Origin of the sequence: Acetobacter sacchari (genome assembly GCF_017377715.1) — a bacterium.
In the GTDB taxonomy this organism is placed as follows: Bacteria; Pseudomonadota; Alphaproteobacteria; order Acetobacterales; family Acetobacteraceae; genus Acetobacter; species Acetobacter sacchari.
The window spans coordinates 148,475-172,351 of record NZ_JAFVMF010000008.1; the positions used below are offsets into that span (position 1 = coordinate 148,475).

General features: G+C 60.8%; 18 protein-coding genes. 13 read left to right on the forward strand and 5 right to left on the reverse strand.

What is annotated here, in order from left to right; genetic code table 11:
* Positions 1 to 23 precede the first annotated feature (23 nt).
* Together J2D73_RS08960 and J2D73_RS08965 are read right to left on the reverse strand one after the other, a co-directional pair.
* Complete coding sequence (locus J2D73_RS08960) at positions 24 to 677, reverse strand: glutathione S-transferase family protein (RefSeq protein ID WP_207881246.1); 654 nt, start codon at positions 675 to 677, stop codon at positions 24 to 26.
* Positions 670 to 1,437, reverse strand: a complete 768-nt coding sequence (locus tag J2D73_RS08965) for a Rieske 2Fe-2S domain-containing protein (RefSeq protein WP_341535058.1) — start codon at positions 1,435 to 1,437, stop codon at positions 670 to 672. Before J2D73_RS08965 ends, J2D73_RS08960 begins: the two co-directional genes overlap by 8 nt.
* A 464-nt stretch (positions 1,438 to 1,901) precedes the next feature.
* Between J2D73_RS08965 and J2D73_RS08970 the strand changes: the two genes are divergently transcribed.
* The 3 genes from J2D73_RS08970 to J2D73_RS08980 are packed head-to-tail and all read left to right on the forward strand — an operon-like array spanning position 1,902 to position 4,492.
* Positions 1,902 to 3,335 (forward strand): cytochrome ubiquinol oxidase subunit I, encoded by a 1,434-nt coding sequence (locus J2D73_RS08970; protein WP_279380914.1) that lies wholly within the window; start codon positions 1,902 to 1,904, stop codon positions 3,333 to 3,335.
* A gap of 4 nt (positions 3,336 to 3,339) precedes the next feature.
* Entirely contained in the window at positions 3,340 to 4,359 is a 1,020-nt protein-coding gene (cydB, locus tag J2D73_RS08975; protein WP_086642765.1) for a cytochrome d ubiquinol oxidase subunit II, read from the forward strand.
* Positions 4,346 to 4,492: a DUF2474 family protein gene (locus J2D73_RS08980; RefSeq protein ID WP_084440458.1), complete on the forward strand. Its 147-nt coding sequence runs from the start codon at positions 4,346 to 4,348 to the stop codon at positions 4,490 to 4,492. Before cydB ends, J2D73_RS08980 begins: the two co-directional genes overlap by 14 nt.
* 247 nt (positions 4,493 to 4,739) lie before the next feature.
* Here J2D73_RS08980 and J2D73_RS08985 read toward each other — a convergent pair whose 3' ends face one another.
* On the reverse strand, positions 4,740 to 5,645 hold the full coding sequence (locus tag J2D73_RS08985) for a LysR family transcriptional regulator (RefSeq protein WP_243429802.1): 906 nt from the start codon (positions 5,643 to 5,645) through the stop codon (positions 4,740 to 4,742).
* Positions 5,646 to 5,925: 280 nt separating this feature from the next.
* Here J2D73_RS08985 and J2D73_RS08990 point away from each other — a divergent pair, with 280 nt between their 5' ends.
* The 6 genes from J2D73_RS08990 (at position 5,926) to J2D73_RS09015 (ending at position 14,252) form a co-directional block, all read left to right on the forward strand.
* Entirely contained in the window at positions 5,926 to 7,083 is a 1,158-nt protein-coding gene (locus J2D73_RS08990) for an iron-containing alcohol dehydrogenase (protein WP_207881248.1), read from the forward strand.
* Positions 7,084 to 7,107: 24 nt separating this feature from the next.
* Positions 7,108 to 8,484: an MFS transporter gene (locus J2D73_RS08995; protein ID WP_207881249.1), complete on the forward strand. Its 1,377-nt coding sequence runs from the start codon at positions 7,108 to 7,110 to the stop codon at positions 8,482 to 8,484.
* Positions 8,485 to 8,686: 202 nt separating this feature from the next.
* Positions 8,687 to 10,180, forward strand: a complete 1,494-nt coding sequence (locus J2D73_RS09000; RefSeq protein WP_207881250.1) for a CoA-acylating methylmalonate-semialdehyde dehydrogenase — start codon at positions 8,687 to 8,689, stop codon at positions 10,178 to 10,180.
* Between the two features lie 104 nt (positions 10,181 to 10,284).
* Entirely contained in the window at positions 10,285 to 11,631 is a 1,347-nt protein-coding gene (locus J2D73_RS09005; RefSeq protein WP_207881251.1) for an NAD(P)-dependent oxidoreductase, read from the forward strand.
* Positions 11,632 to 11,633: 2 nt separating this feature from the next.
* A complete protein-coding gene (gene preA / locus J2D73_RS09010) occupies positions 11,634 to 12,902 on the forward strand; it encodes an NAD-dependent dihydropyrimidine dehydrogenase subunit PreA (RefSeq protein WP_026397695.1) in 1,269 nt (422 codons plus the stop codon).
* A 90-nt stretch (positions 12,903 to 12,992) separates the two neighbouring features.
* Entirely contained in the window at positions 12,993 to 14,252 is a 1,260-nt protein-coding gene (locus J2D73_RS09015; protein ID WP_207881252.1) for an allantoate amidohydrolase, read from the forward strand.
* A 78-nt stretch (positions 14,253 to 14,330) separates the two neighbouring features.
* On the opposite strand, the gene J2D73_RS09020 is transcribed toward J2D73_RS09015, so the two are convergent.
* Both J2D73_RS09020 and J2D73_RS09025 read right to left on the reverse strand, forming a co-directional pair.
* Positions 14,331 to 15,701 carry an NAD-dependent succinate-semialdehyde dehydrogenase gene (locus tag J2D73_RS09020; protein WP_207881253.1) on the reverse strand — a complete coding sequence of 457 codons (1,371 nt, stop codon included), beginning with the start codon at positions 15,699 to 15,701 and terminating at the stop codon, positions 14,331 to 14,333.
* 370 nt (positions 15,702 to 16,071) lie between these two features.
* A complete protein-coding gene (locus tag J2D73_RS09025; protein ID WP_207881254.1) occupies positions 16,072 to 17,475 on the reverse strand; it encodes a purine-cytosine permease family protein in 1,404 nt (467 codons plus the stop codon).
* Between the two features lie 242 nt (positions 17,476 to 17,717).
* Between J2D73_RS09025 and hutU the strand changes: the two genes are divergently transcribed.
* The 4 genes from hutU to J2D73_RS09045 all read left to right on the forward strand — a co-directional run bounded on the left by hutU (position 17,718) and on the right by J2D73_RS09045 (position 23,856).
* Positions 17,718 to 19,451 carry a urocanate hydratase gene (gene hutU / locus J2D73_RS09030; protein ID WP_207881255.1) on the forward strand — a complete coding sequence of 578 codons (1,734 nt, stop codon included), beginning with the start codon at positions 17,718 to 17,720 and terminating at the stop codon, positions 19,449 to 19,451.
* A 3-nt stretch (positions 19,452 to 19,454) separates the two neighbouring features.
* Positions 19,455 to 21,005 carry a histidine ammonia-lyase gene (hutH, locus tag J2D73_RS09035; protein ID WP_207881256.1) on the forward strand — a complete coding sequence of 517 codons (1,551 nt, stop codon included), beginning with the start codon at positions 19,455 to 19,457 and terminating at the stop codon, positions 21,003 to 21,005.
* A 309-nt stretch (positions 21,006 to 21,314) separates the two neighbouring features.
* Positions 21,315 to 22,670 carry a cytochrome P450 gene (locus J2D73_RS09040; protein ID WP_207881257.1) on the forward strand — a complete coding sequence of 452 codons (1,356 nt, stop codon included), beginning with the start codon at positions 21,315 to 21,317 and terminating at the stop codon, positions 22,668 to 22,670.
* Between the two features lie 37 nt (positions 22,671 to 22,707).
* Positions 22,708 to 23,856, forward strand: coding sequence for an alpha-hydroxy acid oxidase (locus J2D73_RS09045; protein ID WP_207881258.1), 1,149 nt, complete (start codon positions 22,708 to 22,710; stop codon positions 23,854 to 23,856).
* Positions 23,857 to 23,877: the final 21 nt, after the last annotated feature.

Here is a 23,877-nt window from a genome sequence, read left to right on the forward strand (position 1 = left end):
GTCCTCCTGATGAAAGCGCCCCGTCAACCGTATTCCGGCACGCCTGGCATTGCGATGAACCCGGGAAGCCGCTTCACGCAAGATTGCCAGCGGCGCAGTGCTGGATAATCGTCATGGGACAACCCGTAGTCGCGGCACAGGGCGAAGGACGGAAACAGGGCGATATCGGCGATAGTCGGCCTGTTTCCCACAAACCAGCTTCGGCCCGAAATCCTGCGCAACGTCATATGGTCTTCCATGACGCGCAGGGCGGCGTGCGCCGGGGTTGACGTCTGCGTGTCGCAGTCATCCGCAGACGGGCCAAACAACGCCAGCCTGCGCAAACGTCGCGCCGGGGCCAATTCGCATTCTACGAAGCTCATCCAGTGAGCGACACACGCGACGTCGCCCGCGTCGACCGGCGCCCATCCGGAATCGGATGCTGCGAGCGCCGCCACGGTTCGCAGCACCGCTGTAGCGCCGCAGATGGCGGGAAGATCGCCCGTTCCGGTCATTCCCTGAAGCGCCGGCAATCGCCCGGAGGGACTCAGCATCCGAAAGGACGGGGCGTCCTGCTCCCGCGCCATCGTCACGTCGACGGCGTGGAGCCGCGCGACGACGCCGCACAACGCCAGCGCAAGGCGGGCGCGGTAGCAATCCTCGTCCAGTTCGTCGTCGTACAGGACAAGATCAGACATGTTCGACCACGATAGCGTCTTTATGTTCCCGCTCCACCTTGTCGCGTAGCGAGCTTGCCCATCGGGACGCACGCTGAATCGTCGTCGTTGGTGCGTCTCCTTCTATCAGGACATAGAGCCGGGTTTCTTCTCGTCCGACAGCGTGCTGCACGACCACCACGGTTACCGCGCTCATCGCGGCGGCGTCGCTCGGGGTGGGGGCGTTGTCGTCCGGCGTATCGGCGATATCGTGGAGAGGCAGATTCACCCGAGCGGTCCGATCGTCTGGGCTTATGCCGAGCGCGCGTGAGACGCTGCGTGTCGGCGCGTCGATGCGGATTGTGCGGACGGGCGTTGTCCGGTGTGCGGGTGACGTCAGGGCGGGTGGTGATTCCGGCCGCTCCACGCCGTCGACCCGGCACCAGATCAGTCCATCGCTTTCAATGGTCGGGAAGGTTGTCGTTCGGATTGTCGCTGCAGGCTTGAGGCCGGGGTGCGCAGGAATGGTCCTGCAGCGACCTTCGGCGTCGAAGCACCAGCCGTGATAGAGGCACGCCAGCATATCGTCGCGCACGAAGCCGAGGCTGAGTCTCATGCCGCGATGCGGGCACCGATCATCGGAGGCCCTCACGTCGCCATGTGAATTCCGCCAGATCGCCAGTCGTTGCTCGCCGATCCGTGCTCCAGTGACGGAAGCGGGCGGCAGGTCGAGCCCCAAAGCCACAGGACGCCAACCATGTGCGTCCACCTCTTCAGGGGCATATTGTCCTTGCTCCGTCACGGCGGACGACTCCTCGGCCGAATTGTTCCCTTTATCATTCTGACATCGTTTCGCAGGTGCGTGGAGGGAGAAAAAAGACTTCAATACTGACTGGCGAGTGTGACGTCTTTTTGTTAGAACATACCTAGTTAATAGTTACAGTTTTTTCGAAACAGTAGTGATTGGTCAGGTAAGGGTTGGCTTCGTCGGGTCAAGTCTGGTTCGCTGTTTCAGGTGCGGCGGCAGGATAGTGCGTCGTGGTCGGCAAGATGCGTGACACGCGCCGAGAATCGCCAGAAAGGCGTTTCTGGCGATTTCACTCAGGTTTTCTTTTGTTCGTTAGGAGTTGGGAGAGTTTCAGCGCCGACAGGACTGCCGATAGCAGCGGTCTTCCGTGCAGTGAAACGTAAGCGGCTGTCTGTGCGTTGAACGCGCAGACAGCTATCCCATGGTATGCGCCTTTGGGACGCGGAGAGTAAGTCATGTTGCAAAGTTCGCACGATCTGGCGCTATTGCTGGCTCGATTTCAATTCGCCTTCACCGTCGGCGTGCATATCGTCTTTCCCGCGTTTTCGATCGGACTGGCGGCTTATCTCGCGGTCCTTGAGGGACTATGGCTGCGAACCGGCCGTTCGGTTTATCTTGATCTTTATCGCTATTGGGTAAAGGCGTTTTCCGTCGTTTTCGCCATGGGCGTCGTGTCGGGGCTCGTCATGGCGTACGAATTCGGAACCAACTGGGCGCCATTCTCCCGCAAGGCCGGTCCTATCACCGGCGTTCTTCTGTCGTACGAAGTGATGACGGCGTTCTTCCTGGAGGCGGGGTTCCTTGGCGTCATGCTGTTCGGCATGAACAAGGTCGGGCGGGGATTGCATTTTGCCGCGACGTGTCTGGTCTCCGTTGGCACCTTGATTTCCATGACCTGGATTCTGGCGTCGAACTCCTGGATGCAGACGCCGCAAGGGTATGCAATCGACCCGGCGACCGGAAGCTTCATGCCTGCTGACTGGCTGGCGATCATTTTCAATCCGTCATTCCCGTTTCGGCTGGCGCATATGGGCCTCGCCGCATTTCTGTCAGTCGCCTTCGTCGTCGGTGCGACAGGCGCGTGGCACATGCTGCGCGCCCGTCGGCAGGGAGCCCCTGTCGCAGAGCCGGTGAAGGTTATGTTCTCCATGGCCATGTGGATGGCCGCCATCGTCGCGCCGGTGCAGATGCTGGTCGGCGATGCGCATGGACTGAACACGCTGAAATATCAGCCTGTGAAGATCGCAGCTATGGAGGGCGACTGGGTTTCTGAAGGCCGGGCGCCAGAGTTGCTGTTCGGCATTCCCAACATGAAGACGGAGCGCACCGATTATGCGGTGGGGATTCCTCTGGTCGGTTCGCTGATCCTTACCCACAGCATCGACGGCAAGGTGCCGGGCATGAAGGATTTTCCGCGGGACCAGCGTCCGCCGTCTCCTGTCGTTTTCTTCTCGTTTCGCATCATGATCGCGCTGGCGGTGCTGATGGCTGGGCTGGGATTCTGGTCGCTGTTTATGCGTTGGCGCAAGCGTCTGTATGAGAGCGCCGCGCTCCATCGCGCTGCGGTCGCGATGGCCCCGGCAGGATTCATCGCGCTGCTTTGCGGCTGGGTGACGACGGAGGTCGGTCGCCAACCCTGGACGGTCTATGGCTTGCTGCGGACCACGGACAGTGTGTCTCCCATAGTCCTGTCCAACATCGAACTTTCCCTGGCCGCTTTCGTGATCGTCTATGTTCTGGTCTTCGGCTCAGGTCTTGGAATTCTGATGCGCATACTCGGTAGGGCCCCGGAAACGGGAGAGCATGACGTCAACGAGACGTCGGCTGGCGAAATTCTGGGTGGACGGGCACAATCGGCGGCTGTCCGCGCCGTTACCGACGACGGAGTGTAAGGTCATGACAGGACTCGCATATTGGCTCCCCGTTGTCTGGGCCTGCATTCTTGGTTCCGCCATCATGATCTACGTGATCCTTGATGGCTTCGATTTGGGGATCGGCATTCTTTTTGCCGTAGAGCGCGACCGGCTGCGACGCGACGTGATGGTGCAGACCATCGCCCCTGTATGGGATGGCAACGAGACGTGGATGGTGCTGGGTGGCGCCGTGCTTTACGGCGTCTTTCCGGGCGCATATGCAACGTTGTTGCCTGCGCTTTACCTGCCGATCGTCCTGATGCTTCTTGCATTAATTTTTCGAGGCGTTTCCTTCGAGTTTCGTATTTTGACGCGAGATGGGGGACGCGCTGCGCTGTGGGACATCGGCTTCATGGCCGGATCCGGCGTCGCCGCTTTTTGCCAGGGCTGCATACTCGCGGGCGTCATACAGGGCGTCACGGTTTCGGATGGTGCGTTTGCAGGCGGTCCGCTGGACTGGCTGACGCCGTTCAGTGTGTTGTGTGGCCTGTCCGTCGTGTGCGGCTACACCCTGCTCGGCGCAACCTGGCTGATCTGGCGCACCTCGGGAGACCTTGAAGTCTCTGTCCGGAAACTGGCTCCGGCGCTGGCGGCCAGTCTGTTCGTCGCTATCGTGGCGGTCAGCTTCTGGACGCCTATGCTGCACGCGCCATACCTCACGCGGTGGACGGCTTGGCCGAACGTTCTTTACGTCGCGCCTGTTCCGGTTCTTGTCGTGGCCCTGGGGGCGCTGTTTCTTCTGGGTCTGCGCCGCGCGCACTCTAGGACGCCGTTTCTGTGCGTGCTCGGCTGGTTTTTTCTCTGCCTTTCCGGCCTCGCCATTACCGTTTGGCCCTACGCCGTGCCGCCGACGCTGACGCTGTGGAGCGTGTCTTCCCCACCGTCCAGCCAATTGTTCCAGCTTGTTGGAACGGCTGTGCTTCTGCCGATCATTCTGATCTATTCGGTTTATTCCTATCATGTGTTCCGTGGAAAGGTGACGGAAGCAGATGTCCATCACTGACTTGCATTACAGGGATGGAGCCGCGCCGCGCGGCTTCATTCGCCGCTTCGGCTGGTTCGTAGCGATCTGGGCTGCGAGCACGGTTGCGTTCATAAGTCTTGCGACGCTGCTGCGCTTGCTGGTGCCCCACTGAACACTGAGTCAGTGGAAATGCTCTAAGTTATTATTTTATCGAACACTTTCACCTGTTCAGGCGAGTTCGTTTGAACAGGGTTTGCTCTGGCGGGGGCACTCAATATTGTGGCTGGATACCGCACGGTGTCGACTGCCATTGTTCGGCGCCGACGCTCCGGCGCATAGTTTGGTCGGGCATAGCTGTTGGAACGAGACAACCATGGGCAGGGCTGCTTCGCTGAACGCATTCAGAATAACCACATGGGCTACTCACCGAGAAACACTGTGCGTGCTGCTTCGACTTCCGCGCGCAAGACTTCGCAAATACGGCGGATGCGGGGAGCCTCCTGCTCGCCTGAGCGTGTGATCAGCCAGTAGGTTCGGGTCAGCGCGGCCTCATTCGGCAAAATTCTGACCAGTGATGGGCGTTCCGCCGCGATGAAAGCGGGCAGGACGGCCAAGCATATCCCCGAACATGCGGCCTCCATCTGTGCATGAAGGCTGGAATTCTGGATACGCACCGATTTCAGCGGCACGCCGAGTTCCTCCAGATAATCCAGCCCGCGCGTGAACAGCAGTTCATCGACATATCCGGCGAACACGTGATGCGCGAGGTCCGCCGTAGTGCGGATCGGCGGGTTGCGCGCGAGGTACTCGGGAGAGCCGTAAACAAAGAGCCGGTAATCCGTGAGCGGCGTCGCAGAGAAACGTTCGCCCGGCGGCACATGCAGGGTGATGAGAATGTCGGCCTGATGTCGTGACAGGGTGACGATCTGCTGGATTGTCACCATTTCAACGGTCAGATTGGGATTGCTTTCGATAAGCGTGCCGATTCTGGAGGCGAGAAAGAAATTGCCTATCCCTTCCAGCGCGCTGATTCTGACTGTTCCGGACAACCCGCCAGCCGGAGCGTTTTCGGCCAACCGCCCGGCCTCACGGTTCATCGCTTCGACCGATGCCAAAAGACGCTCGCCATGCCGCGTCAGGGCGTAGCCGCGTAGATGACGCTCGAACAGGCTGACTCCCATGGCCTGCTCAAGAGACTGGATGTGTCTTCCGACCGTAGCGTGGTCGACGCCGAGGGTTCTGCCCGCGACAGAAAGCGAACCCGCACGGGCGACCGCATGGAAATACTGAAGGTCTCGCCAGTCCAGACCGCGCTTCATCGTCATCAACGCTCCGCGAGCGCCCCGGCATTATGCTTCTTCCCGCGACGACGCACACAGGGGCTCCGCGAAAAGGTCCGGGGCAGGTTTTCCGGCAGGTCGCCGGTTTTTGGCAGACAAAGCCATATCGCCCCCTCGACCTTGGGAACGTCTGTGCAGATTTGCACGGTCAATGGGCGAAATCGCCTAATTTTACCGAGAGCGCTGCGGCGCTAAGCGGGACGCAACAATAACGAGAAGAAAGGGGCGGGTCTGTCCCGCCCCCTTTCCTGAAAGGGAATGCCCGATGACGGCGTTATACCTTCCCTCTTTCACACGCCTCGGCGGCGGAGCGCTGGACGAGCTACCCGCTGCGCTCGCGCTGGCCGGCTTGAAAGCGCCATTTATCGTCACTGACCGGTTCATGGCGTCTTCGGGTTTGCTTGAGCGGGTCAAAGACCTGCTTCTAGAAGCGGGCTTCGACGCACGAGCCTTTGCTGACGCCGTACCGGACCCCACGGTCATATCGGTCAACGCTGCATTGGCGGCTCTGAAAGAAGGCCGTCACGACTGTGTCATCGGCCTGGGCGGCGGCAGCCCGATAGATACGGCGAAAATGGTGGCGGTTCTCGCTGTTCACGACACGACGCCCGCAGCCCTGAAGGCTCCGTATGTGCAGGACGAGCCCGGTCTTCCCATCATCGCGATCCCGACCACGGCGGGAACGGGCTCCGAGGCCACGCGCGTCACCGTGATCACTGACGAGGCGACGGACGAGAAGATGCTCTGCATGGGGGCTGCGTATCAGCCCCGCATCGCTATCGTCGATTATGAGCTGACGCTATCGATGCCGCTGCGACTTACTGCCGACACGGGTACTGACGCGTTCACGCACGCTCTGGAGGCTTACGTCTCGCGCAGGGCTAACCCCTTCACGGACGCTCTGGCGCTGACCGCCATGACGCGCATATGGGAGCATCTTCCCACCGCCTGCCGGGAGCCTGCGAACAGGGAGGCGCGCGCCGCGGTGATGCAGGGCGCCTTCGAGGCCGGAATGGCGTTCTCCAACGCATCGGTTGCGCTTGTCCACGGAATGAGTCGCCCGATCGGGGCGCATTTTCATGTCGCACACGGACTCTCCAACGCGATGTTGCTGCCGGAGATCACGGCGTGGTCTCTGCCGGGAGCTCCGGCGCGTTACGCGGCCTGCGCACGACTCTTGGGCGTGGCGTCGGCGCGTGCGCCGGATGTCGCGGCGGGCGAAGCTCTTGTCGCGGCGTTGCGTGCGCGAAACGAGGAAATAGGCGTGCCCAGTCCGAAAACTTTCGGTCTGGACGCCGCCCGCTGGGACAACCTGCTGCCGCTGATGGCCGAGCAGGCGCTCGCTTCGGGTTCTCCCGCCAACAATCCGCGCGTCCCGACTGCGGAAGAGATCGTCGATCTCTATCGCGTCGTCTGGGGTTGAAACGGATCGGCGACGGAGGCCGTCATGCAAAATGCAGATCAATCGTCGCGCAGTATGGCCGGACTTGTTCTGGCGTCGAGCGTCGGCACGGTCATCGAATGGTATGATTTCTTTCTTTACGGCAGTCTGGCGATATTTTTCGCAAAACTGTTCTACCCGCCGGGAGAGGGCGTCGCCGCCACGTTGATCAGCGTGGCGACCTTCGCTACGGGGTTTGCGGTCCGACCGCTTGGCAGTCTGGTCTTTGGACATATGGGTGATCGGCTCGGGCGAAAAGCCACGTTCCTCACCACGCTGTTGATTATGGGCTGTTCGACCGCAGCGATAGGGTTTCTCCCTACGTACGCCGTCGCAGGGTATCTGGCGCCCGTTCTGCTGATCTTTCTGCGGATCATTCAGGGTCTGGCGCTTGGCGGCGAATACGGCGGCGCCGCGACATATGTCGCCGAGCACGCGCCGCCCGAAGAGCGTGGAAAATGGGCGAGCTATATTCAGGCTATGGCGTCCGGTGGATTCATCCTGTCTCTGGGCATGGTGCTGGCGTTGCGGATCGGTCTGGGTGAGGCCGCCTTTGGCGCCTGGGGATGGCGGATTCCTTTTCTCCTTTCGATCGTTCTGGTGGCGGTTTCCGTCCGCATACGCCTGCGTCTGTCGGAATCTCCAGTGTTTGTGGAGATGCAAAAATCGCACAAACTGTCGAAATCTCCAGTCAGGGATGCATTCACTATTCCCGGAAACGCCAGGCGGATCGTTTTCTTTCTTTTCGGAGTGGCCTGCGCTCAGGCGGTGACCTTCTATACGGCGCAGTTTTACGCCCTGTATTTTCTCCAGAGTGCGTTGCACGTGGCCTTTCTCCCGGCGACGCTCGCCATTGCAGCAGGCTCGTTGCTCGGGTTGCCGTTCTTCGTAATCTTTGGCCGTCTGTCTGACCGGGTGGGGCGAAAGAAACTCTCGCTTGCAGGTATGGCTGCGGCAGTTGTGCTGTACATTCCGCTGTTCGCTGGTTTGCGGTCGTCTGTCCTTTCCGACGGCGTCGCTTTTGTGCCTGCTGCGGCATGCGTTTTCGTGCTCGTCGTGATTGCGGCGTTGATCTACGGGCCATACGGAGCGTTCATTGTCGAATGCTTCCCCGCCAACGTGCGCTACACCTCGATTTCGATTCCCTACCATATCGGCAATGGCGTCTTCGGTGGATTTCTTCCGCTGATATCACTGAGTCTCATGAGCCGGACAGGAAATCTTTATGCCGGACTGCTCTATCCGATGGCGGTGTGCGCCATAGGCTTTGTCGTGACGCTTCTGTTCGTGCCGGAGACCTTGCCGCGTGGGGCAGGCGCGCGCAGGGTAGCGGCGCCCATATCGGATGCAGCCGCCTCCGTCCGCCCCGAAGCGTCTTTTTGAACGCCCGCATGATGGTTTCAATGGGAGGCCCCTGTATCGAGCCTGACGCTAAACAGGTGGAACGATATGGTGGACGTAGATGAAATTTCGTCGTGCGGCGCGATAATGTTTTGATATGCGCGAAAATTACCGATCTCGAAAACGCCGAACGTCGTCTGCTGTTACGGCGTTCGGGCGTCGATGCAAACACAGGAGAGGCCCTATGAGCATAATTCCCCATGTGATCGCAGGTCGAAAGACCGAAGGAGTTGGCTCGCGGCGGGCCGACGTTTTCAACCCGGCGACGGGCGTCGTCGCGCGGCATGTTGTGCTGGGCGCGCAGGAGGATCTGGAGGCGGCAGTGACGGCGGCGAAGGCCGCCTTCCCGAAATGGGCTGAGACGCCTCCGCTTACGCGCGCGCGCATCCTTTTTCGCGTCCGCGACATGCTGGAGGCTCGCGCGGACGAATTTGCGGCGATCATCACCGCCGAACACGGGAAGATTCTGTCCGACGCCAAGGGAGAGATCACGCGCGGCCTCGAAGTCGTGGAGTTCGCGACTGGAGCGCCGGAGTTGTTGAAAGGCGAGTTCACGGAACAGGTCGGACGCGGCATTGACGCTCATACCATGCGCCAGCCTCTGGGCGTGGTTGCGGGAATTACGCCGTTCAATTTTCCGGTGATGGTGCCTTTGTGGATGGCGCCGATGGCTATCGCCACAGGCAACTGCTTCATTCTGAAACCGTCCGAACGTGATCCGTCAGCGGCGGTTCTCCTCGCCGACGTTTTCAAGGAAGCTGGTCTTCCCGACGGCGTGTTTCAGGTGGTGCAGGGCGACAAGGATATGGTTAACGCCATCCTCGTTCACCCTGATATTCAGGCCGTCAGTTTTGTAGGATCGACGCCGATCGCGAAGCACGTCTATGCGACCGGAACAGCGCACGGAAAGCGGGTTCAGGCGTTGGGCGGCGCGAAAAACCATGCGATCGTCATGCCTGATTGCGATCTCGACAAGACGGTCGATGCGCTGATCGGCGCGGCATACGGGTCTGCGGGCGAACGTTGCATGGCGATTTCCGTCGCAGTGGCGGTCGGACCGGTCGCAGATAGCCTGGTCGCCGGGCTCGCGGACAAGGTGCGGGCGCTTCGGATCGGCGAAGGGACGAACAACGACAACGAAATGGGGCCGCTCGTCACCGGGCAACATCTAGCGCGCGTGAGCGGTCTGGTCGCCAGTGGGGCGGAGCAGGGAGCGACCGTCGTCGTGGATGGGCGGGACCATGTCATGCATGGCCATGAAAAAGGATTTTTCATTGGAGGCACTCTCTTCGACAACGTGACAGCCGATATGACGATCTACCAGGAGGAAATCTTCGGCCCGGTTCTCTGCGTTATGCGCGCGCCGGATTTCGAGACGGCGCTGCGGCTGGTGAATGACAGTCCGTTCGGCAACGGCGCGGCCATCTTCACGCGGGACGGCGATACGGCCCGCGCCTTCACCCATCGGGTCAGGGCGGGAATGGTCGGCGTCAATGTGCCCATCCCCGTTCCAATGGCGTTCCATTCTTTCGGCGGTTGGAAGGACTCCCTGTTCGGAGACCATCACATGCACGGGCCGGAGGGCGTGCGCTTTTTCACGCGCATGAAGGCGGTTACGACACGCTGGCCTGACGGAGTGCGCGCAGGCGCCGAGTTCGTCATGCCCACTCACGGCTGACTCTATGAAAGCGCTCGGCGGTTACTCCCGTCGGGCGTTTCTTTCCTTGCGCGTGCGTGTCGAATTCCTCCATGCTGTCGTTTTACGGATGAAACGGAGAGCGCATGGATCGAGGGCCGGATATTGCGGCAGGGCGCGTGTCGCGGGAAATACTGGCGCTAAATTTCGCGGATGCACATCCGCCGCTGACCGACGCTCAGGCGGTTATAGAGGCTGACCGCTGTTACTTCTGTTACGATGCGCCCTGCATAGAAGCGTGTCCGACCGGCATCGACGTGCCAACCTTCATCAAAGGCATTGCGACCGGAAACCTTGCCGGCGCAGCGCGCACAATTCTGGAATCCAATATTCTCGGCGGTTCCTGCGCGAGGGTTTGCCCCACCGAAATTCTCTGTGAACAAAAATGCGTGCGTAACGCGCAGGAAGAAAAGCCGGTGCAGATCGGCGCCCTGCAACGTCGCGCGACCGACTGGCAAATGGCCAAGGGCGTTCAGCCGTTTACGCGCGCAGCCGCGACGGGGCGTCGGGTCGCGGTCGTTGGGGCCGGTCCTGCGGGGCTCGCTTGCGCGCATCGCCTTGCGGTGCACGGGCATGAGGTGACGCTCTTCGATGCGAAGCCGAAGCCTGGCGGACTGAACGAATATGGCGTCGCGGCTTACAAAACGCCGGGCGATTTTGCACAGGACGAGGTGAATTTCGTTCTGTCCGTAGGCGGCGTGACGCTGGCGCCGGATCAGGCGCTCGGGCGCGACTTCACGATCGACACATTGCTGAACGACCATGAGGCGGTTTTTCTCAGTCTTGGACAGGCCGGGGCTCGCAAGGCGGGTCTGACTGGCGAAGATTTGTCCGGCGTTATGAACGCCGTCGACTTCATCGAGTCCATTCGCACCTCCGGGACAAAGGAGGATGTAGCCGTCGGCCGTCGTGTCGTCGTTGTAGGTGGCGGCAACACTGCAATCGACGCGGCGGTGCAGGCGAAGCGTCTTGGAGCGGAAGAGGTGACGCTGGTTTATCGTCGCGGACGTGAGACCATGTCGGCGACTGAGGTCGAGCAGGCATGGGCGCAGACCAATGGGGTGACGATTCGCCACTGGGCGGCTCCCGAGCGGATCGAGGGAGTGGGCGGTGCTGCGAGCGCCATTGCGTTCACGCGGGGCCGTGTTCTGGATGGGCGCGCCGTTCACGATGGAGAGGAATTCGTTCTTGAGGCCGACATGATTTTGAAAGCGGTCGGCCAGCATGTGGTATTCGACCCACTTGAAGGCAGCGGCGTCGAAACGGAGGGCGGGCGGATACGTGTGGATGCATTCGGCCGGACCTCGCGCCCCCGGGTCTACGCTGGCGGCGATTGCACGGCAGGCGAGGATCTGACCGTTGCTGCGGTCAGGGACGGACGGGATGCGGCGGAAGCCATTCATGCGGACCTTACGAAGAAGAAGGAGGTCTGAAGATGGCCGATCTTCGCAGTAACTTTATCGGAATCCGGTCGCCTAATCCGTTCTGGCTGGCGTCCGCGCCACCGACCGACAAGGCGTATAACGTGCGGCGCGCCTTCGAAGCCGGGTGGGGCGGCGTTGTGTGGAAGACGCTTGGCGAAGACCCGCCGGTCGTCAACGTCAGCAGCCGTTACGGCGCGTTGTCCTATCGGGGCGAGCGCATGTTCGGCCTGAACAATATCGAGTTGATCAGCGACAGGCCCCTTGCGGTCAATCTTGCGGAAATAAAGGACGTCAAAAGAGATTACCCTGACCGCGCGGTTATCGTCAGCCTGATGGTTCCTTGTGTCGAGGAGAGCTGGAAAGCGATATTGCCTCTGGTCGAGGAAACCGGAGCCGACGGGCTGGAACTGAATTTCGGCTGCCCACACGGCATGTCGGAGCGGAATATGGGCTCCGCCGTCGGGCAGGTTCCAGAATATGTCGAGATGGTCACGCGCTGGGTGAAACAGCACAGCCGGATGCCGACCATCGTCAAGCTGACGCCCAACGTAACGTCGATCCTCGCCCCCGCCCGTGCGGCCATGCGCGGGGGCGCGGATGCGGTGTCGCTGATCAACACGATCCAGTCTGTCGTTTCCGTCGATCTTGACGCAATGGCGCCGACCCCGGTCGTTGACGGCATGGGCACGCACGGCGGGTATTGCGGTCCCGCCGTCAAACCGATTGCGTTGCGGATGCTGGGAGAAGTCGCCCGCAGTCCCGATCTGGCTGGATTGCCGATTTCGGGCATCGGCGGAATTTCGACCTGGCGTGACGCAGCCGAATTTCTCGTCATGGGCGCGTCCAACCTGCAGGTCTGCACGGCGGCTATGCATTACGGATTTCGTGTGGTCGAGGACATGAAAGACGGTCTGTCGAACTGGATGGACGAGAAGGGATTCGGGTCTCTTTCAGATGTGGTCGGGCGGGCCGTTCCGAATTTCGTCAACTGGAACCAGTTGAATCTGAAATTCAAAACACTGGCGCGGATTGATCAGGATCTGTGCGTTCAATGCGGGCTATGCCACATCGCCTGTGAGGATACGTCGCATCAGGCCATCGCCCGTCTGCGCGTCGATGGCTCGCGTCGTTACGAGGTCATCGACGAGGAGTGCGTGGGCTGCAACCTTTGCGCCCATGTGTGCCCGGTCGATGACTGCATCACCATGGCGCCGCAGCCGACCGACGGCGTGTTGACGTGGCCGAATCACCCGAACAACCCTATGTCGGGCGCACACTAGGCTTTAATGTTCCGGCAGGCGGGTTGGCTGGACCTCGCGCCTCGGGCTTAGCCCGGGGCGTTTTCTTTGTTACGCCGTAAGGAGAAAGACGTGAGCGGTTTTGACGGCATTGGCGGCAACGTCACGGTGGACGGCGGAAAATTATGGGCTGACATTCTGGAGACAGCTCGCTTCGGCGCGACCCCGAAGGGCGGCATCAGGCGTCTGACCCTGACCGAGGAAGACCGGCAGGTTCGCGACTGGTTCGTCAGAACGTGCGAGGCTCTGGGCTGTGTCGTGACGTTCGATTCGATGGGCAACCAGTTCGCTCGTAGAGCAGGAACTAATCCGTCTTTGCCGCCTATCACTATGGGCAGCCATCTCGACACGCAGCCGACGGGCGGCAAGTTCGACGGCATTGTCGGTGTATTGGGCGGACTGGCCGTATTGCGCGCGCTGCACGAGTCTGGACGGGAGACGCGTCACCCGGTCGAGTTGATAAACTGGACAAACGAAGAGGGCTCCCGGTTCGCGCCTGCAATGCTCAGTTCAGGCGTGTTCGCTGGCGTTTTCACGGAAGAGGAGGCTTTGGCCAAGACCGACCGAGACGGCGTCCGCTTTGAGGATGCGCTGGTCGGCATCGGCTACCGTGGCGCGGAGCGTTGCGGCGATCATCCGGTCGCCGCGTATTTCGAATTGCATATTGAGCAGGGACCGATTCTCGAAGCGGAACGCAAAACCATAGGCGTCGTGACGGGCGTGCAAGGCATGCGGTGGTACGAGGTTACGGTGATCGGGCGCGATGGCCACGCGGGCGCCACGCCAATGGCGCTGCGGGCGGACGCATTGGTGGGAACGGCGAAGTTGATCGAGGCGGTGCAATCCATCGCGTTGAAGCATGCGCCCGGCGCAGTGGGGACCGTCGGACTGCTTGAGAACCGTCCTAACAGCCGTAACGTGGTGCCGGGAGAGGTATTCTTCTCGGTCGATCTTCGCGATCCCGATGATGCGGTCATCGTGCGTATGGAAGAGGCGTTTCGGGCGACTGCGGCTCAAGTCGCATCTGAATCCGGGTTGGAGATTACGATCGAGCTTGTCTGGGATTCTCCGGCGGTGCGTTTCGACCCGACCTGCATCGACGCGGTGCGCCGCGCTGCGGATTCTTTCGCCTATCCGGCGCGGGACATCGTCTCGGGCGCCGGGCACGATGCGGTGTACATGGCGGGCGTTACGCCCACGACGATGATTTTCATCCCCTGCGCGGGTGGCGTAAGCCACAACGAGGAAGAAAGCGCCGAAACCGACGACGTCACGGCGGGAGCCAACGTTCTTCTTCGTGCTGTGCTGGATGCAGACGAAAGGCTGAACTGACGTCGGATTTAAAGACGTCGCAAGAACGCGGCGCCGGCTTTGCATGGGAGACGCCCTTGAAGGGGCGTCTCCTGCGCGTCAGGGGGTGCGTATCAGTTTGTGGTTGACGAACTCTTCAATGCCGAACTCTGAAAGTTCTCGTCCGTAACCGGAGTTTCCAATGCCGCCGAACGGCAGATCTGGCGCGGTCCCTGTCACGTCGTTGATGAACACCATGCCCGTCTCGATGCGTTCGGCGATCTTTTTGCCGCGCGCGACATCGCTGGTATGGACCGAGCCACCGAGCCCGTAAGGTGAGTCGTTGGCGAGCGCAACGGCTTCGTCGTCGCCGCTTACAGGGTAAATTGAGGCAACCGGCCCGAAAATCTCTTCATAGAAGATCGGGTTGTCCTTGGTGATTCCTTTCAGGATCGCGGCTCCCATATAGAAGCCTTCCTGTTCAAGCTGTTTCCCGCCAGTGACCAGTGTGGCGCCGTTTTCCACCGCCTTTTCGACCTGCGAGATCGCACGCTTCATGGCGTCTTCGCTGCTCATCGGCCCGTGTGTGACGCCTTGTTCCAGCGGGTCGCCATAGCGGAATTCTGAAATTGCCTGCTCCAGACGAATGGTGAACTCGTCGACGAGCGTTTCATGTACGAACATCCGTTTGGCGGCGGTGCAGACCTGTCCGTTGTTGCTCATTCGGGCTGCGACGGCGCGGGGGACTACTTCGTCGAGATTGGCGTCGTCAAGCACGATGAAGGCGTCGGAGCCGCCAAGTTCCATGGTGCTTTTCTTAAGCGCGCGCCCGGCTTGGCCCGCAACGGCGCTTCCTGCGCGCTCACTGCCGGTCAGGGCGACGCCACGCACTTCGGGCCGCGCGATCAGCGCTTCGGACTGGTCGTTGGTAATGAACAGATTTGTGTATGCACCTTCGGGCGCGCCCGCTTCCCGGAACAGCGTTTCGAACGCTTCGGCACATTGCGGGACGCCGGGGGCGTGCTTCACCATAACGACGTTGCCGGACATCAGATTGGGGCCCGCAACGCGCGCCAGTTGATAATACGGGAAGTTCCAGGGTTCCACGCAGTAAATTACGCCGAGCGGCTGGCTGATGACGGTTGCATGCCCGGTTTTGACTGGAAGCTCTTTGGGGGCGAGGAAAGTTTCTGCTTTTTCAGCGTAGTAAGCGAGAATATCGGCGGAAACTTCGATTTCCCAGAGCGCCTCGGGAAGGATTTTTCCCATTTCCGTCGAAATAAGCCGCGCGTGCTTTTCCTTGTTCTGGCGCAACAGATCGGCGGCTTTCTGCATGATTGCGCGACGCTCCCCAAAGGACAGCTTGCGCCATGAGCTTTCCCAGAGCGCGTGGGCTTTCTCGAGCTTCGAGAACATCTGCGCGTCGCTGTGGGTTTCGTACGTTTTTTCCGTCTTTCCAGTCGCTGGATTGATCGTGCGATACATGCTCATCACTCATTGCTCCGTCACGGCCTGATCGGTCGTTTTGTTCGAGTGTCTGTATATGGGTGGACATAGACGTCCCGTGCAAGGCCACGGCCGCATTATCGGCGCGTCGTTGGCGTCGCTCTGCACTGCTCGACAATGCGACGTCAGGCTACCCCTGAGCTTCTGGCAGAGGTAAGCCTGTTTACGGCAATGACTCTGCCATTGCGTTCACATGGTTGTGTCCGCACGGCCCACAATCATAACGTGTGAACGCCGGGAAGTTGCGGGAGTGACCGGAGAGGCTTTTCCGATAGGCGTCTATGGCGGCTAAATTGTATTTTGTTCCGTCAGCCGCTTGCGTTGCAGGATTTCGTTCTGGTAAAGCCTGTTCTGCTCAGATTTTTGCAGCGACTTCGTTTGAGGGATGCTGACGAAGGGAAGGCCAGCGCCGTGCGACATACCAGTAGAGTGGCGTGGTGATCAGCAGGCCAACGCACCAGGACAGATCGACGCCATGGAACAGCTTCGCCATGGGGCCGATATACATTCCATTGGCGAGGAACGGGACTTGCACGAGAATCCCGACAAAATAGCAGAAAAAAGCGGGCTTGTTGTAATGGCCATAGCGCCCGCCATCGGGTTCGAAGAATGACGCGACGTCATAATCTCCCCGGTGGATCAGGTAGTAATCCGTCAGGTTGATGGAGGTCCACGGCACCATGACCGACATCAGAAGCTCGAGAAATTCGCTGTACGTTGAAAGAAAGCTCTTGGCCATGAAGAGGGCCATTGCGAGAGAGATCAGAAGGAGGATCAATGTGGTCGCCATGCGTGACCGGCTGGCGTGGCGCAGGTTGGGCGTGAAGGTTTGCACCACGGTGATGGTCGATAGCGTGCCGCAGTAAATGTTCATCGCGTTGGCGACAGAAATGCCGAGGGACAGGAGAACCAGAATCGGCACAGCGGCCTGTCCGAGTTGCAGTCCGAGTGTCGATACGACTGAAGCTCCGTGCGCGATTACGCCAACCATGGCTCCGACAGTCATGACCAGCAGAGATCCAAGAACGCAGCCCGAGAAACTTGCGATGAACGCCTCTCGCTCGCCTTTTGCGTCGGGCGGCAGATAGCGCGAGTAATCTGAGACGTAGGGCGCGTAAGCGATCTGCCACAGCGCTGCAGTCGATATGGTTCCCAGAACTCCGCGTGTGCTCACAACGCCATCCTGTGCGCTGGCGATGACGTCCCAGCCACTTATACCGATGGCGAACAGGCAGTAGAGAACTGCGAGCCCACAAAACAGGCTCATCAGTTTCGCCGAAATGTGAATCATACGGTAGCCGAACACGACCGGCAGCAGTGTCGCGATCGCGATGACCAGTATTCCGCCCATGCGTCCCACGCCGGGCAGGATGAACTCCAGCCCTTCGCCCCCAAGCACAAGATTCGACGCCGCGAAGCCGATATACATGAGGACGATCAGGACCGTGATTGGCGCTGCGCCGATGGAGCCGAACTGACCACGGGTCTGCACCATCTGCGGCACACCAAGACGAGGCCCCTGCGCGGCATGCAGCGCCATGAACACACCGCCGATCAGGCTTCCGACCACCATGGAAACCAGCGCCGGAAGCAGCGGCAGCGCGTAGACTGTGGTGGCGAGCGCTCCTGTGACCAGTGTAAGCATCATCATGTTCGAGCCGAACCAGATGGTGAACAGGTCGCGAGGATGACCGTGCCGCTTGTCGAGAGGGATCGGATAGATCGTTTCCGCCTCGATCGCGGTCGCCGTATCGGTCATCTGGCCTCCTTGGGGCGAGCGGTCGCGGTGCATAACGCCCAGAAATCGTATCGTAACCGGAAGGGGATCCGGCGCAGACAATATTCTGCCTATGCGTGAGCTAGGCTGAAATTGCGCGGCGCCCATTGTTCAGGCGCCGCAGGATTCATACCAACACGAAACGGATTGACAGGAAAAGACCATGCTTCTACTGACTTGTCTATACAATTAAACTCTCATCTACTCAGCAATGAGGTCGCCCGATGACTGAGCCCCGTTTCGCCACATTCCCCCAGACCGCACCGGAAGACGGCGGCGCTGGCCGCATAGCCAACGACCGCGTGATTCGCGCGGACACAGGACCGACCTGCACGGCGAAGTCCTGGCAGACGGAAGCGGCGCTGCGCATGCTGATGAACAATCTCGATCCGGACGTGGCCGAAAGGCCGTCGGAGCTGGTTGTGTATGGTGGCATAGGCCGCGCGGCGCGCAACTGGGCGTGCTACGACAAGATCGTGGAGAGTCTGACGGCGCTTGAGGACGACCAGACGCTGCTGGTGCAGTCCGGCAAGCCGGTCGGCGTTTTCCGCACCCATGCGGACGCGCCGCGCGTGCTGATCGCCAACTCCAACATCGTCCCGCATTGGGCGAACTGGGACAAGTTCAACGAACTCGACCGGCTTGGCCTCATGATGTACGGCCAGATGACGGCGGGATCCTGGATTTATATCGGCAGTCAGGGGATCGTTCAGGGCACATACGAAACTTTCGTCGAGATGGGCCGCCAGTATTACGGCGGCGACCTGACAGGACGGTGGATTCTGACCGGCGGCCTCGGTGGCATGAGTGGCGCGCAGCCATTGGCGGCGGTCATGGCGGGCGCCTCGATGCTTGCAGTGGAGTGTGAGCCTTCGCGCATCGAAAAACGTCTGCAGACCGGATATCTGGACCGCCGCGTCGACACGCTTGATGAAGCGCTGGAAATCATCGACGCGGCCTGCAAGAGCGGCAAGCCCGTGTCGGTCGGTCTGCTGGGCAACGCGGCCGAAGTCTTTCCGGAGCTGGTGCGACGTGGCGTCCGCCCTGATGGCGTGACTGACCAGACCTCCGCCCATGATCCGCTGAACGGCTATCTGCCGGCCGGGTGGACGCTCGACCATGCCGCGAAGATGCGCGTGACGAACCCTGCCGAGGTTGAGAAAGCGGCGAAGGAGTCCATGAAGCTGCAGGTCGAGGCGATGGTGGCGTTCCACAAGATGGGCGTGCCGACTTTCGATTACGGAAACAATATCCGCCAGATGGCCTTGGAGGTCGGCTGCGCGGACGCTTTCGCTTTCCCGGGCTTCGTGCCCGCCTACATCCGTCCGCTGTTCTGCAAGGGCGTCGGCCCGTTCCGCTGGGCCGCGCTGTCAGGCGACCCGGAGGATATCTACAAGACCGACGCCAAGGTGAAGGAACTGCTTCCCGACGACAGGCATTTGCACAACTGGCTCGATATGGCGCGCGAGAAGATTCAGTTTCAGGGTCTGCCGTCGCGGATTTGCTGGGTTGGACTGGGAGATCGCCATCGTCTGGGCCTGGCCTTCAACGAAATGGTCGCCAAGGGGGAACTCAAAGGGCCGATCGTGATCGGACGCGATCATCTAGACAGCGGCTCTGTCGCCAGCCCCAACCGTGAGACGGAAGCGATGCGCGATGGTTCGGACGCTGTGTCCGATTGGCCGCTGCTCAATGCTCTTCTGAACACGGCGTCGGGCGCGACGTGGGTTTCCCTGCACCATGGCGGCGGCGTTGGGATGGGCTTTTCGCAACATTCGGGCATGGTCATCGTCGCCGACGGCACGCCGGATGCGGCGCGCAGGCTGGAGCGTGTGCTGTGGAACGATCCGGCGACGGGCGTCATGCGCCACGCCGACGCGGGTTACGACATCGCCGTCGAGTGCGCTCGAGAAAAAGGCCTCGATCTGCCGATGGTCGCTCCGAAGAAGGTTGTCTGAATTATGGAAAAAACCTCTCTGACGCTTGTTCCGGGACGTCTCTCCCTGAACGACCTTCGCGCGTTTCTGCAGAATCCAGCGCATGTCGTGCTGGCGGATGGCGTCGCTGAGACGCTTGCCGAAGCCGCCCGTTCGGTGGACCGCATCGTCGCCCGGGGCGAGCCTGTTTACGGCGTTAACACAGGGTTTGGAAAACTTGCGAAAACACGCATTGCCGACGCTGATCTCAGCGCGCTGCAACGCAATCTTGTGTTGAGTCATGCGGCGGGAATCGGCGCGCCCATGGCCGACGACGCCGTGCGACTGATCATGCTTTTGAAGGCGAACGGCCTGGCGCGCGGCGTTTCCGGCGTAAGGCCTGTGGTTGTGTCGTTGTTGCTGGACATGCTCAACGCGGGCGTCCTGCCGGTCATTCCCGAGAAAGGGTCGGTCGGGGCGTCGGGCGATCTTGCTCCGCTTGCCCATATGTCAGCCGTGATGATCGGAGAAGGGCAGGCCAAGTTGAACGGCCGGGTTCTTTCGGGCGCGCAGGCTCTGGCGGAAGCCGGTCTGACGCCGGTCGAACTCGGGCCGAAGGAGGGGCTGGCGCTTCTGAACGGCACGCAGGCCTCGACGGCGCTGGCGCTGGTTGGACTGTTCGCGGCGGAGACGTTGCTCCAGAGCGCCCTTGTCATCGGCGCGTTGACGCTGGACGCGGCGCGCGGCACTGACGCGCCGTTCGATCCGCGCCTGCACGAATTGCGTGGGCAACGCGGGCAGATCGAATGTGCCGCCGTCTACCGTGCGTTGCTGTCCGGTTCCGCGATCCGCGCATCCCACATTGAAGATGACGAGCGCGTGCAGGATCCATACTGCCTGCGGTGTCAGCCGCAAGTTATGGGCGCCTGTCTCGACAGCCTGCGCCACGCAGCTTCGGTTCTGCTGATCGAAGCGAACGCGGTTTCTGATAATCCGCTGCACTTTTCTGACACTGACGAGATGATCTCCGGCGGCAATTTTCATGCCGAACCCGTGGCCCTCGTCGCGGATGCCTTGGCCGTAGCGATCGCGGAGATCGGCGCATTGGCGGAGCGACGTCTGGCGCTGCTGGTCGATGCGCAGATGAGCGGGCTTCCTCCGTTCCTCGTGAAAGAGAGCGGGCTGAACTCCGGCTTCATGATCGCGCAGGTTACTGCGGCTGCTCTGGCTTCGGAAAACAAGACACTGGCGCACCCGGCCAGCGTGGACAGTCTGCCGACGTCGGCCAATCAGGAAGATCACGTAAGCATGGCGACGTTTGCGGCGCGCCGTCTGGGCGATATGGCCGATAACGTGCGCGTCATTCTAGCTATCGAATACCTTGCAAGCGCCCAGGGGATCGATTTTCTTGCGCCGCTTGCGTCGTCTGAACCGCTGGTCCGCGCTGTGGCTACGCTGCGGAGGTCGGTGTCCTTCTATGAAAAGGATCGGCTGTTCACGCCAGATATCGAAGCGGCAGTCGCTCTGCTTGGTCAGCGGGCGTTGCCGAAGGCGGTTGCGGGCGTCGCGTTGCCGACTGTCGATATGGCGGGATAAAAGGGGATTACAGTTTTCCGGCGCATTTCAGTGCTTTGAAAAGTCCCCGAAATTGGTGATGTCCGTGAGATTACAGCCCGGCGTTATGCCGTGCTTTCGCTATGCAGCGTCGGCTCGGTAAGTCGCCCGAACGACGTGAGAGTTCATGAACATACTGCGTGTGCCGCTTTCGCTGACGAACGACAGTCATTCGCAGCCCTCTCGGTCAGGCAGCATCTAAACCGCGGGCGCGCGTGGCGGACGAGGGGGCTTATTTTCCGTTTGACGTTCTCTGGCCGGAATGAGAAATTCCGTGCATTGTAATGCGCCATGTCCACGCCATTCACTCCGCCGATGCCATCGTTGCCGCCTGATTCCATCAGTGGTTTTGGCGTTCTGACCCGATTGCGCCGCAACGGTTTTTCGGCGTTCCCGGAGCGTTGTTTCCGTGAGCCGGTGGTGTCATTGCGCGTTCCTGGAAAGTCGCTGGTGCTGGCCTCTGGCCCTGAGGCGATGAAGGCCCTTTTCATCGGGCAGGCTACGACGTTTCGGCGCTTGCGGATGGGACGACGCGTGCTTGGTCCGATTGTCGGCGATGGCATTCTGGTTAGTGAAGGCGTTGTCTGGCGTGAGCGTCGCAAGGCCATGGCTCCGGCGTTCACACCACGGGCGGTCGCCGCGCTGACGCCGCATATCGCGGCATCTACCGAAAAGGCCTTGCAAACACTACATGACGACGGCGTAGTCGACATCTTCGCATTCATGCAGATTCTTGCATTGGATATTGCTGCGGTCACCATGTTCTCCATGGCGAGTGAGAGATTCAATGCGTCCCTTCGCGAGATGGTGACGTCTTTCATGGCGGGAATTGGTCGCCCCCGTCCGGCCGATTTTCTGTTGCCGCAGTCGGCGCCGACCGTCACCGACTGGCGCCGTGCGCGCTTTCGCAAACGGTGGGTTCGGCTGGTCGAAGCCATTATCGCGGAACGACCGCCTGCTGCTGCGGTCGGAAAACCACGAGATCTTTTTGATCTGCTGGTTGCGGCGCTTGGCGTCAACGGTGCGTCGCAACGCCCAGAAGTCATCGACGAAGTCGGGACGATGATTGTTGCGGGGCATGAAACGACCGCGACCGCGTTGTTCTGGTCCGTATGGCTTCTGGCTCATGCTGAGGATTGGCGGAAGATGGCGGCGGACGAGGTCCTCAACGTTGATCTCTCTCCTGACAACGCTGCCGCAAATCTGGAGAATCTTCCTGTAGTAACGGCGATTGTGCGCGAAGCCTTGCGGCTGTTCCCTCCTGCTTTCATGACCGGAAGGGAAGCGGTGGAAGACGCGGAACTGTGCGGACAGGTAATCAAGCGCGGTGCAATAGTGCTTACGCCGTTCTGGATGCTGCATCGCTCTCCGACGCTCTGGTCGCAGCCGAACGCATTCGACCCGGGGCGTTTTCTGCGCGGCCCCGAACCGGACAGATTCGCGTATCTACCATTTGGCGTCGGGCCGCATGTTTGTATCGGGGCGCAATTGGCCATGGCCGAAGCGGTCTTCGTTCTGGCGCGCCTGCTGCAGCGTTATCATGTGGCAGTCTGCGACGACCGCCCCGTCCTGCCTGTAGGCGTGCTTTCGACGCGCCCCTCGCGAGCGCCCGCGTTCAGGCTGACGCGACGACGTGTGAGCCGATAGCAGCTTCATGAAAAACAGGAAATCAGAAAGTCAGGTCATGGAATTCTCTGGTATCGACGATATGCGGCGTTTAGCTAACCGCCGCCTTCCCAGGCTTTTTCGCGATTATGTCGATGGCGGTTCATTTCAGGAGAAGACGCTGGAGGCTAACCGGGCGGCGTTTGGTCGTTGGACCATAACGCCCCGATGCCTGAGCGATGTTTCGCGCGTGGATCTTGAAACGGGTTGCCTTGGAGAACGTTGGGGCGCGCCATTTATGCTAGCCCCCCTGGGGTTTGGCGGCATGATGTGGCCGGGCGGGGAGAGCTTTGCTGCTTCGGCCGCGGCGAGGATCGGCGTCCCGATGGGCGTGTCGACATTCTCCATAACTTCCATGGAAGAGTTATCTCGCACAAATGATGCGAAGCTTTATTCGCAGATATACGTTTTCCGGGATCGGGGTTTGACGCAGGACATGCTGGCGCGTGCGAGAGCATGCGGCTTCAGGACGATCATCCTTACCGTCGATACGCCGATCACCCCGTTGCGGCGCCGGGACGCACGTAACGGATTCCGACGTCTGACGCGCCCGTCGCCTGCACTGTTGGCGTCCATGGCGTTGCATCCGCGTTGGAGCCTTGGGATGGCGCGTGGCGGAAAGCCGAGGATTGGCAATCTTGAGCCTTACGATATGGGCGCGACCTTGCTGGAGCAGGCAGGGAATGCGGCGGGACAGATTGATCCGACGCTGACCTGGCGCGATCTCGACTGGCTGCGTGCGGAGTGGGCGGGAAAGCTGGTCGTCAAGGGCGTGATGGAGAGCGACGACGCTCGCGCCTGCATGTCGGCGGGCGCGGATGGCGTGGTCGTATCCAATCATGGCGGCAGGCAGATGGACCCCGCGCCAGCCACCCTTGACGTCCTGCAAGACGTCGTCGCAGCCGTGGCGGGGAGGGGGGACGTCATTCTCGATAGTGGCGTCCGGTGCGGTGGCGATGTCGTCACCGCTTTGGCGCTGGGCGCGACAGCCGTTGCGATCGGGCGGCCGTGGGCCTGGGGGCTCGCCGCAGGTGGTCATGCGGGAGTCATGGCGACCCTTGAAGGTCTGGCGAAGGAAATTCGCGACGTTATGGCGTTGGCCGGATTGACCTCGATTGCGGCTTTGCGGGATCGAGGGGCAGCGATATTGCGAGCGCGAACAAACTGACGCGCCATCCGGTCATTCAGG

What these genes read in the sequence shown, in the direction of transcription:
- J2D73_RS09045 (WP_207881258.1), top strand. Translation starts at nt 22,708, where the DNA reads ATGGAATTCTCTGGTATCGACGATATGCGGCGTTTAGCTAACCGCCGC.
- J2D73_RS08960 (WP_207881246.1), bottom strand. Translation starts at nt 677, where the DNA reads ATGTCTGATCTTGTCCTGTACGACGACGAACTGGACGAGGATTGCTAC.
- J2D73_RS08995 (WP_207881249.1), top strand. Translation starts at nt 7,108, where the DNA reads ATGCAAAATGCAGATCAATCGTCGCGCAGTATGGCCGGACTTGTTCTG.
- J2D73_RS09040 (WP_207881257.1), top strand. Translation starts at nt 21,315, where the DNA reads ATGTCCACGCCATTCACTCCGCCGATGCCATCGTTGCCGCCTGATTCC.
- preA (WP_026397695.1), top strand. Translation starts at nt 11,634, where the DNA reads ATGGCCGATCTTCGCAGTAACTTTATCGGAATCCGGTCGCCTAATCCG.
- J2D73_RS09020 (WP_207881253.1), bottom strand. Translation starts at nt 15,701, where the DNA reads ATGAGCATGTATCGCACGATCAATCCAGCGACTGGAAAGACGGAAAAA.
- J2D73_RS08985 (WP_243429802.1), bottom strand. Translation starts at nt 5,645, where the DNA reads ATGACGATGAAGCGCGGTCTGGACTGGCGAGACCTTCAGTATTTCCAT.
- J2D73_RS09000 (WP_207881250.1), top strand. Translation starts at nt 8,687, where the DNA reads ATGAGCATAATTCCCCATGTGATCGCAGGTCGAAAGACCGAAGGAGTT.
- J2D73_RS08990 (WP_207881248.1), top strand. Translation starts at nt 5,926, where the DNA reads ATGACGGCGTTATACCTTCCCTCTTTCACACGCCTCGGCGGCGGAGCG.
- cydB (WP_086642765.1), top strand. Translation starts at nt 3,340, where the DNA reads ATGACAGGACTCGCATATTGGCTCCCCGTTGTCTGGGCCTGCATTCTT.
- hutH (WP_207881256.1), top strand. Translation starts at nt 19,455, where the DNA reads ATGGAAAAAACCTCTCTGACGCTTGTTCCGGGACGTCTCTCCCTGAAC.
- J2D73_RS09005 (WP_207881251.1), top strand. Translation starts at nt 10,285, where the DNA reads ATGGATCGAGGGCCGGATATTGCGGCAGGGCGCGTGTCGCGGGAAATA.
- J2D73_RS08980 (WP_084440458.1), top strand. Translation starts at nt 4,346, where the DNA reads ATGTCCATCACTGACTTGCATTACAGGGATGGAGCCGCGCCGCGCGGC.
- hutU (WP_207881255.1), top strand. Translation starts at nt 17,718, where the DNA reads ATGACTGAGCCCCGTTTCGCCACATTCCCCCAGACCGCACCGGAAGAC.
- J2D73_RS09025 (WP_207881254.1), bottom strand. Translation starts at nt 17,475, where the DNA reads ATGACCGATACGGCGACCGCGATCGAGGCGGAAACGATCTATCCGATC.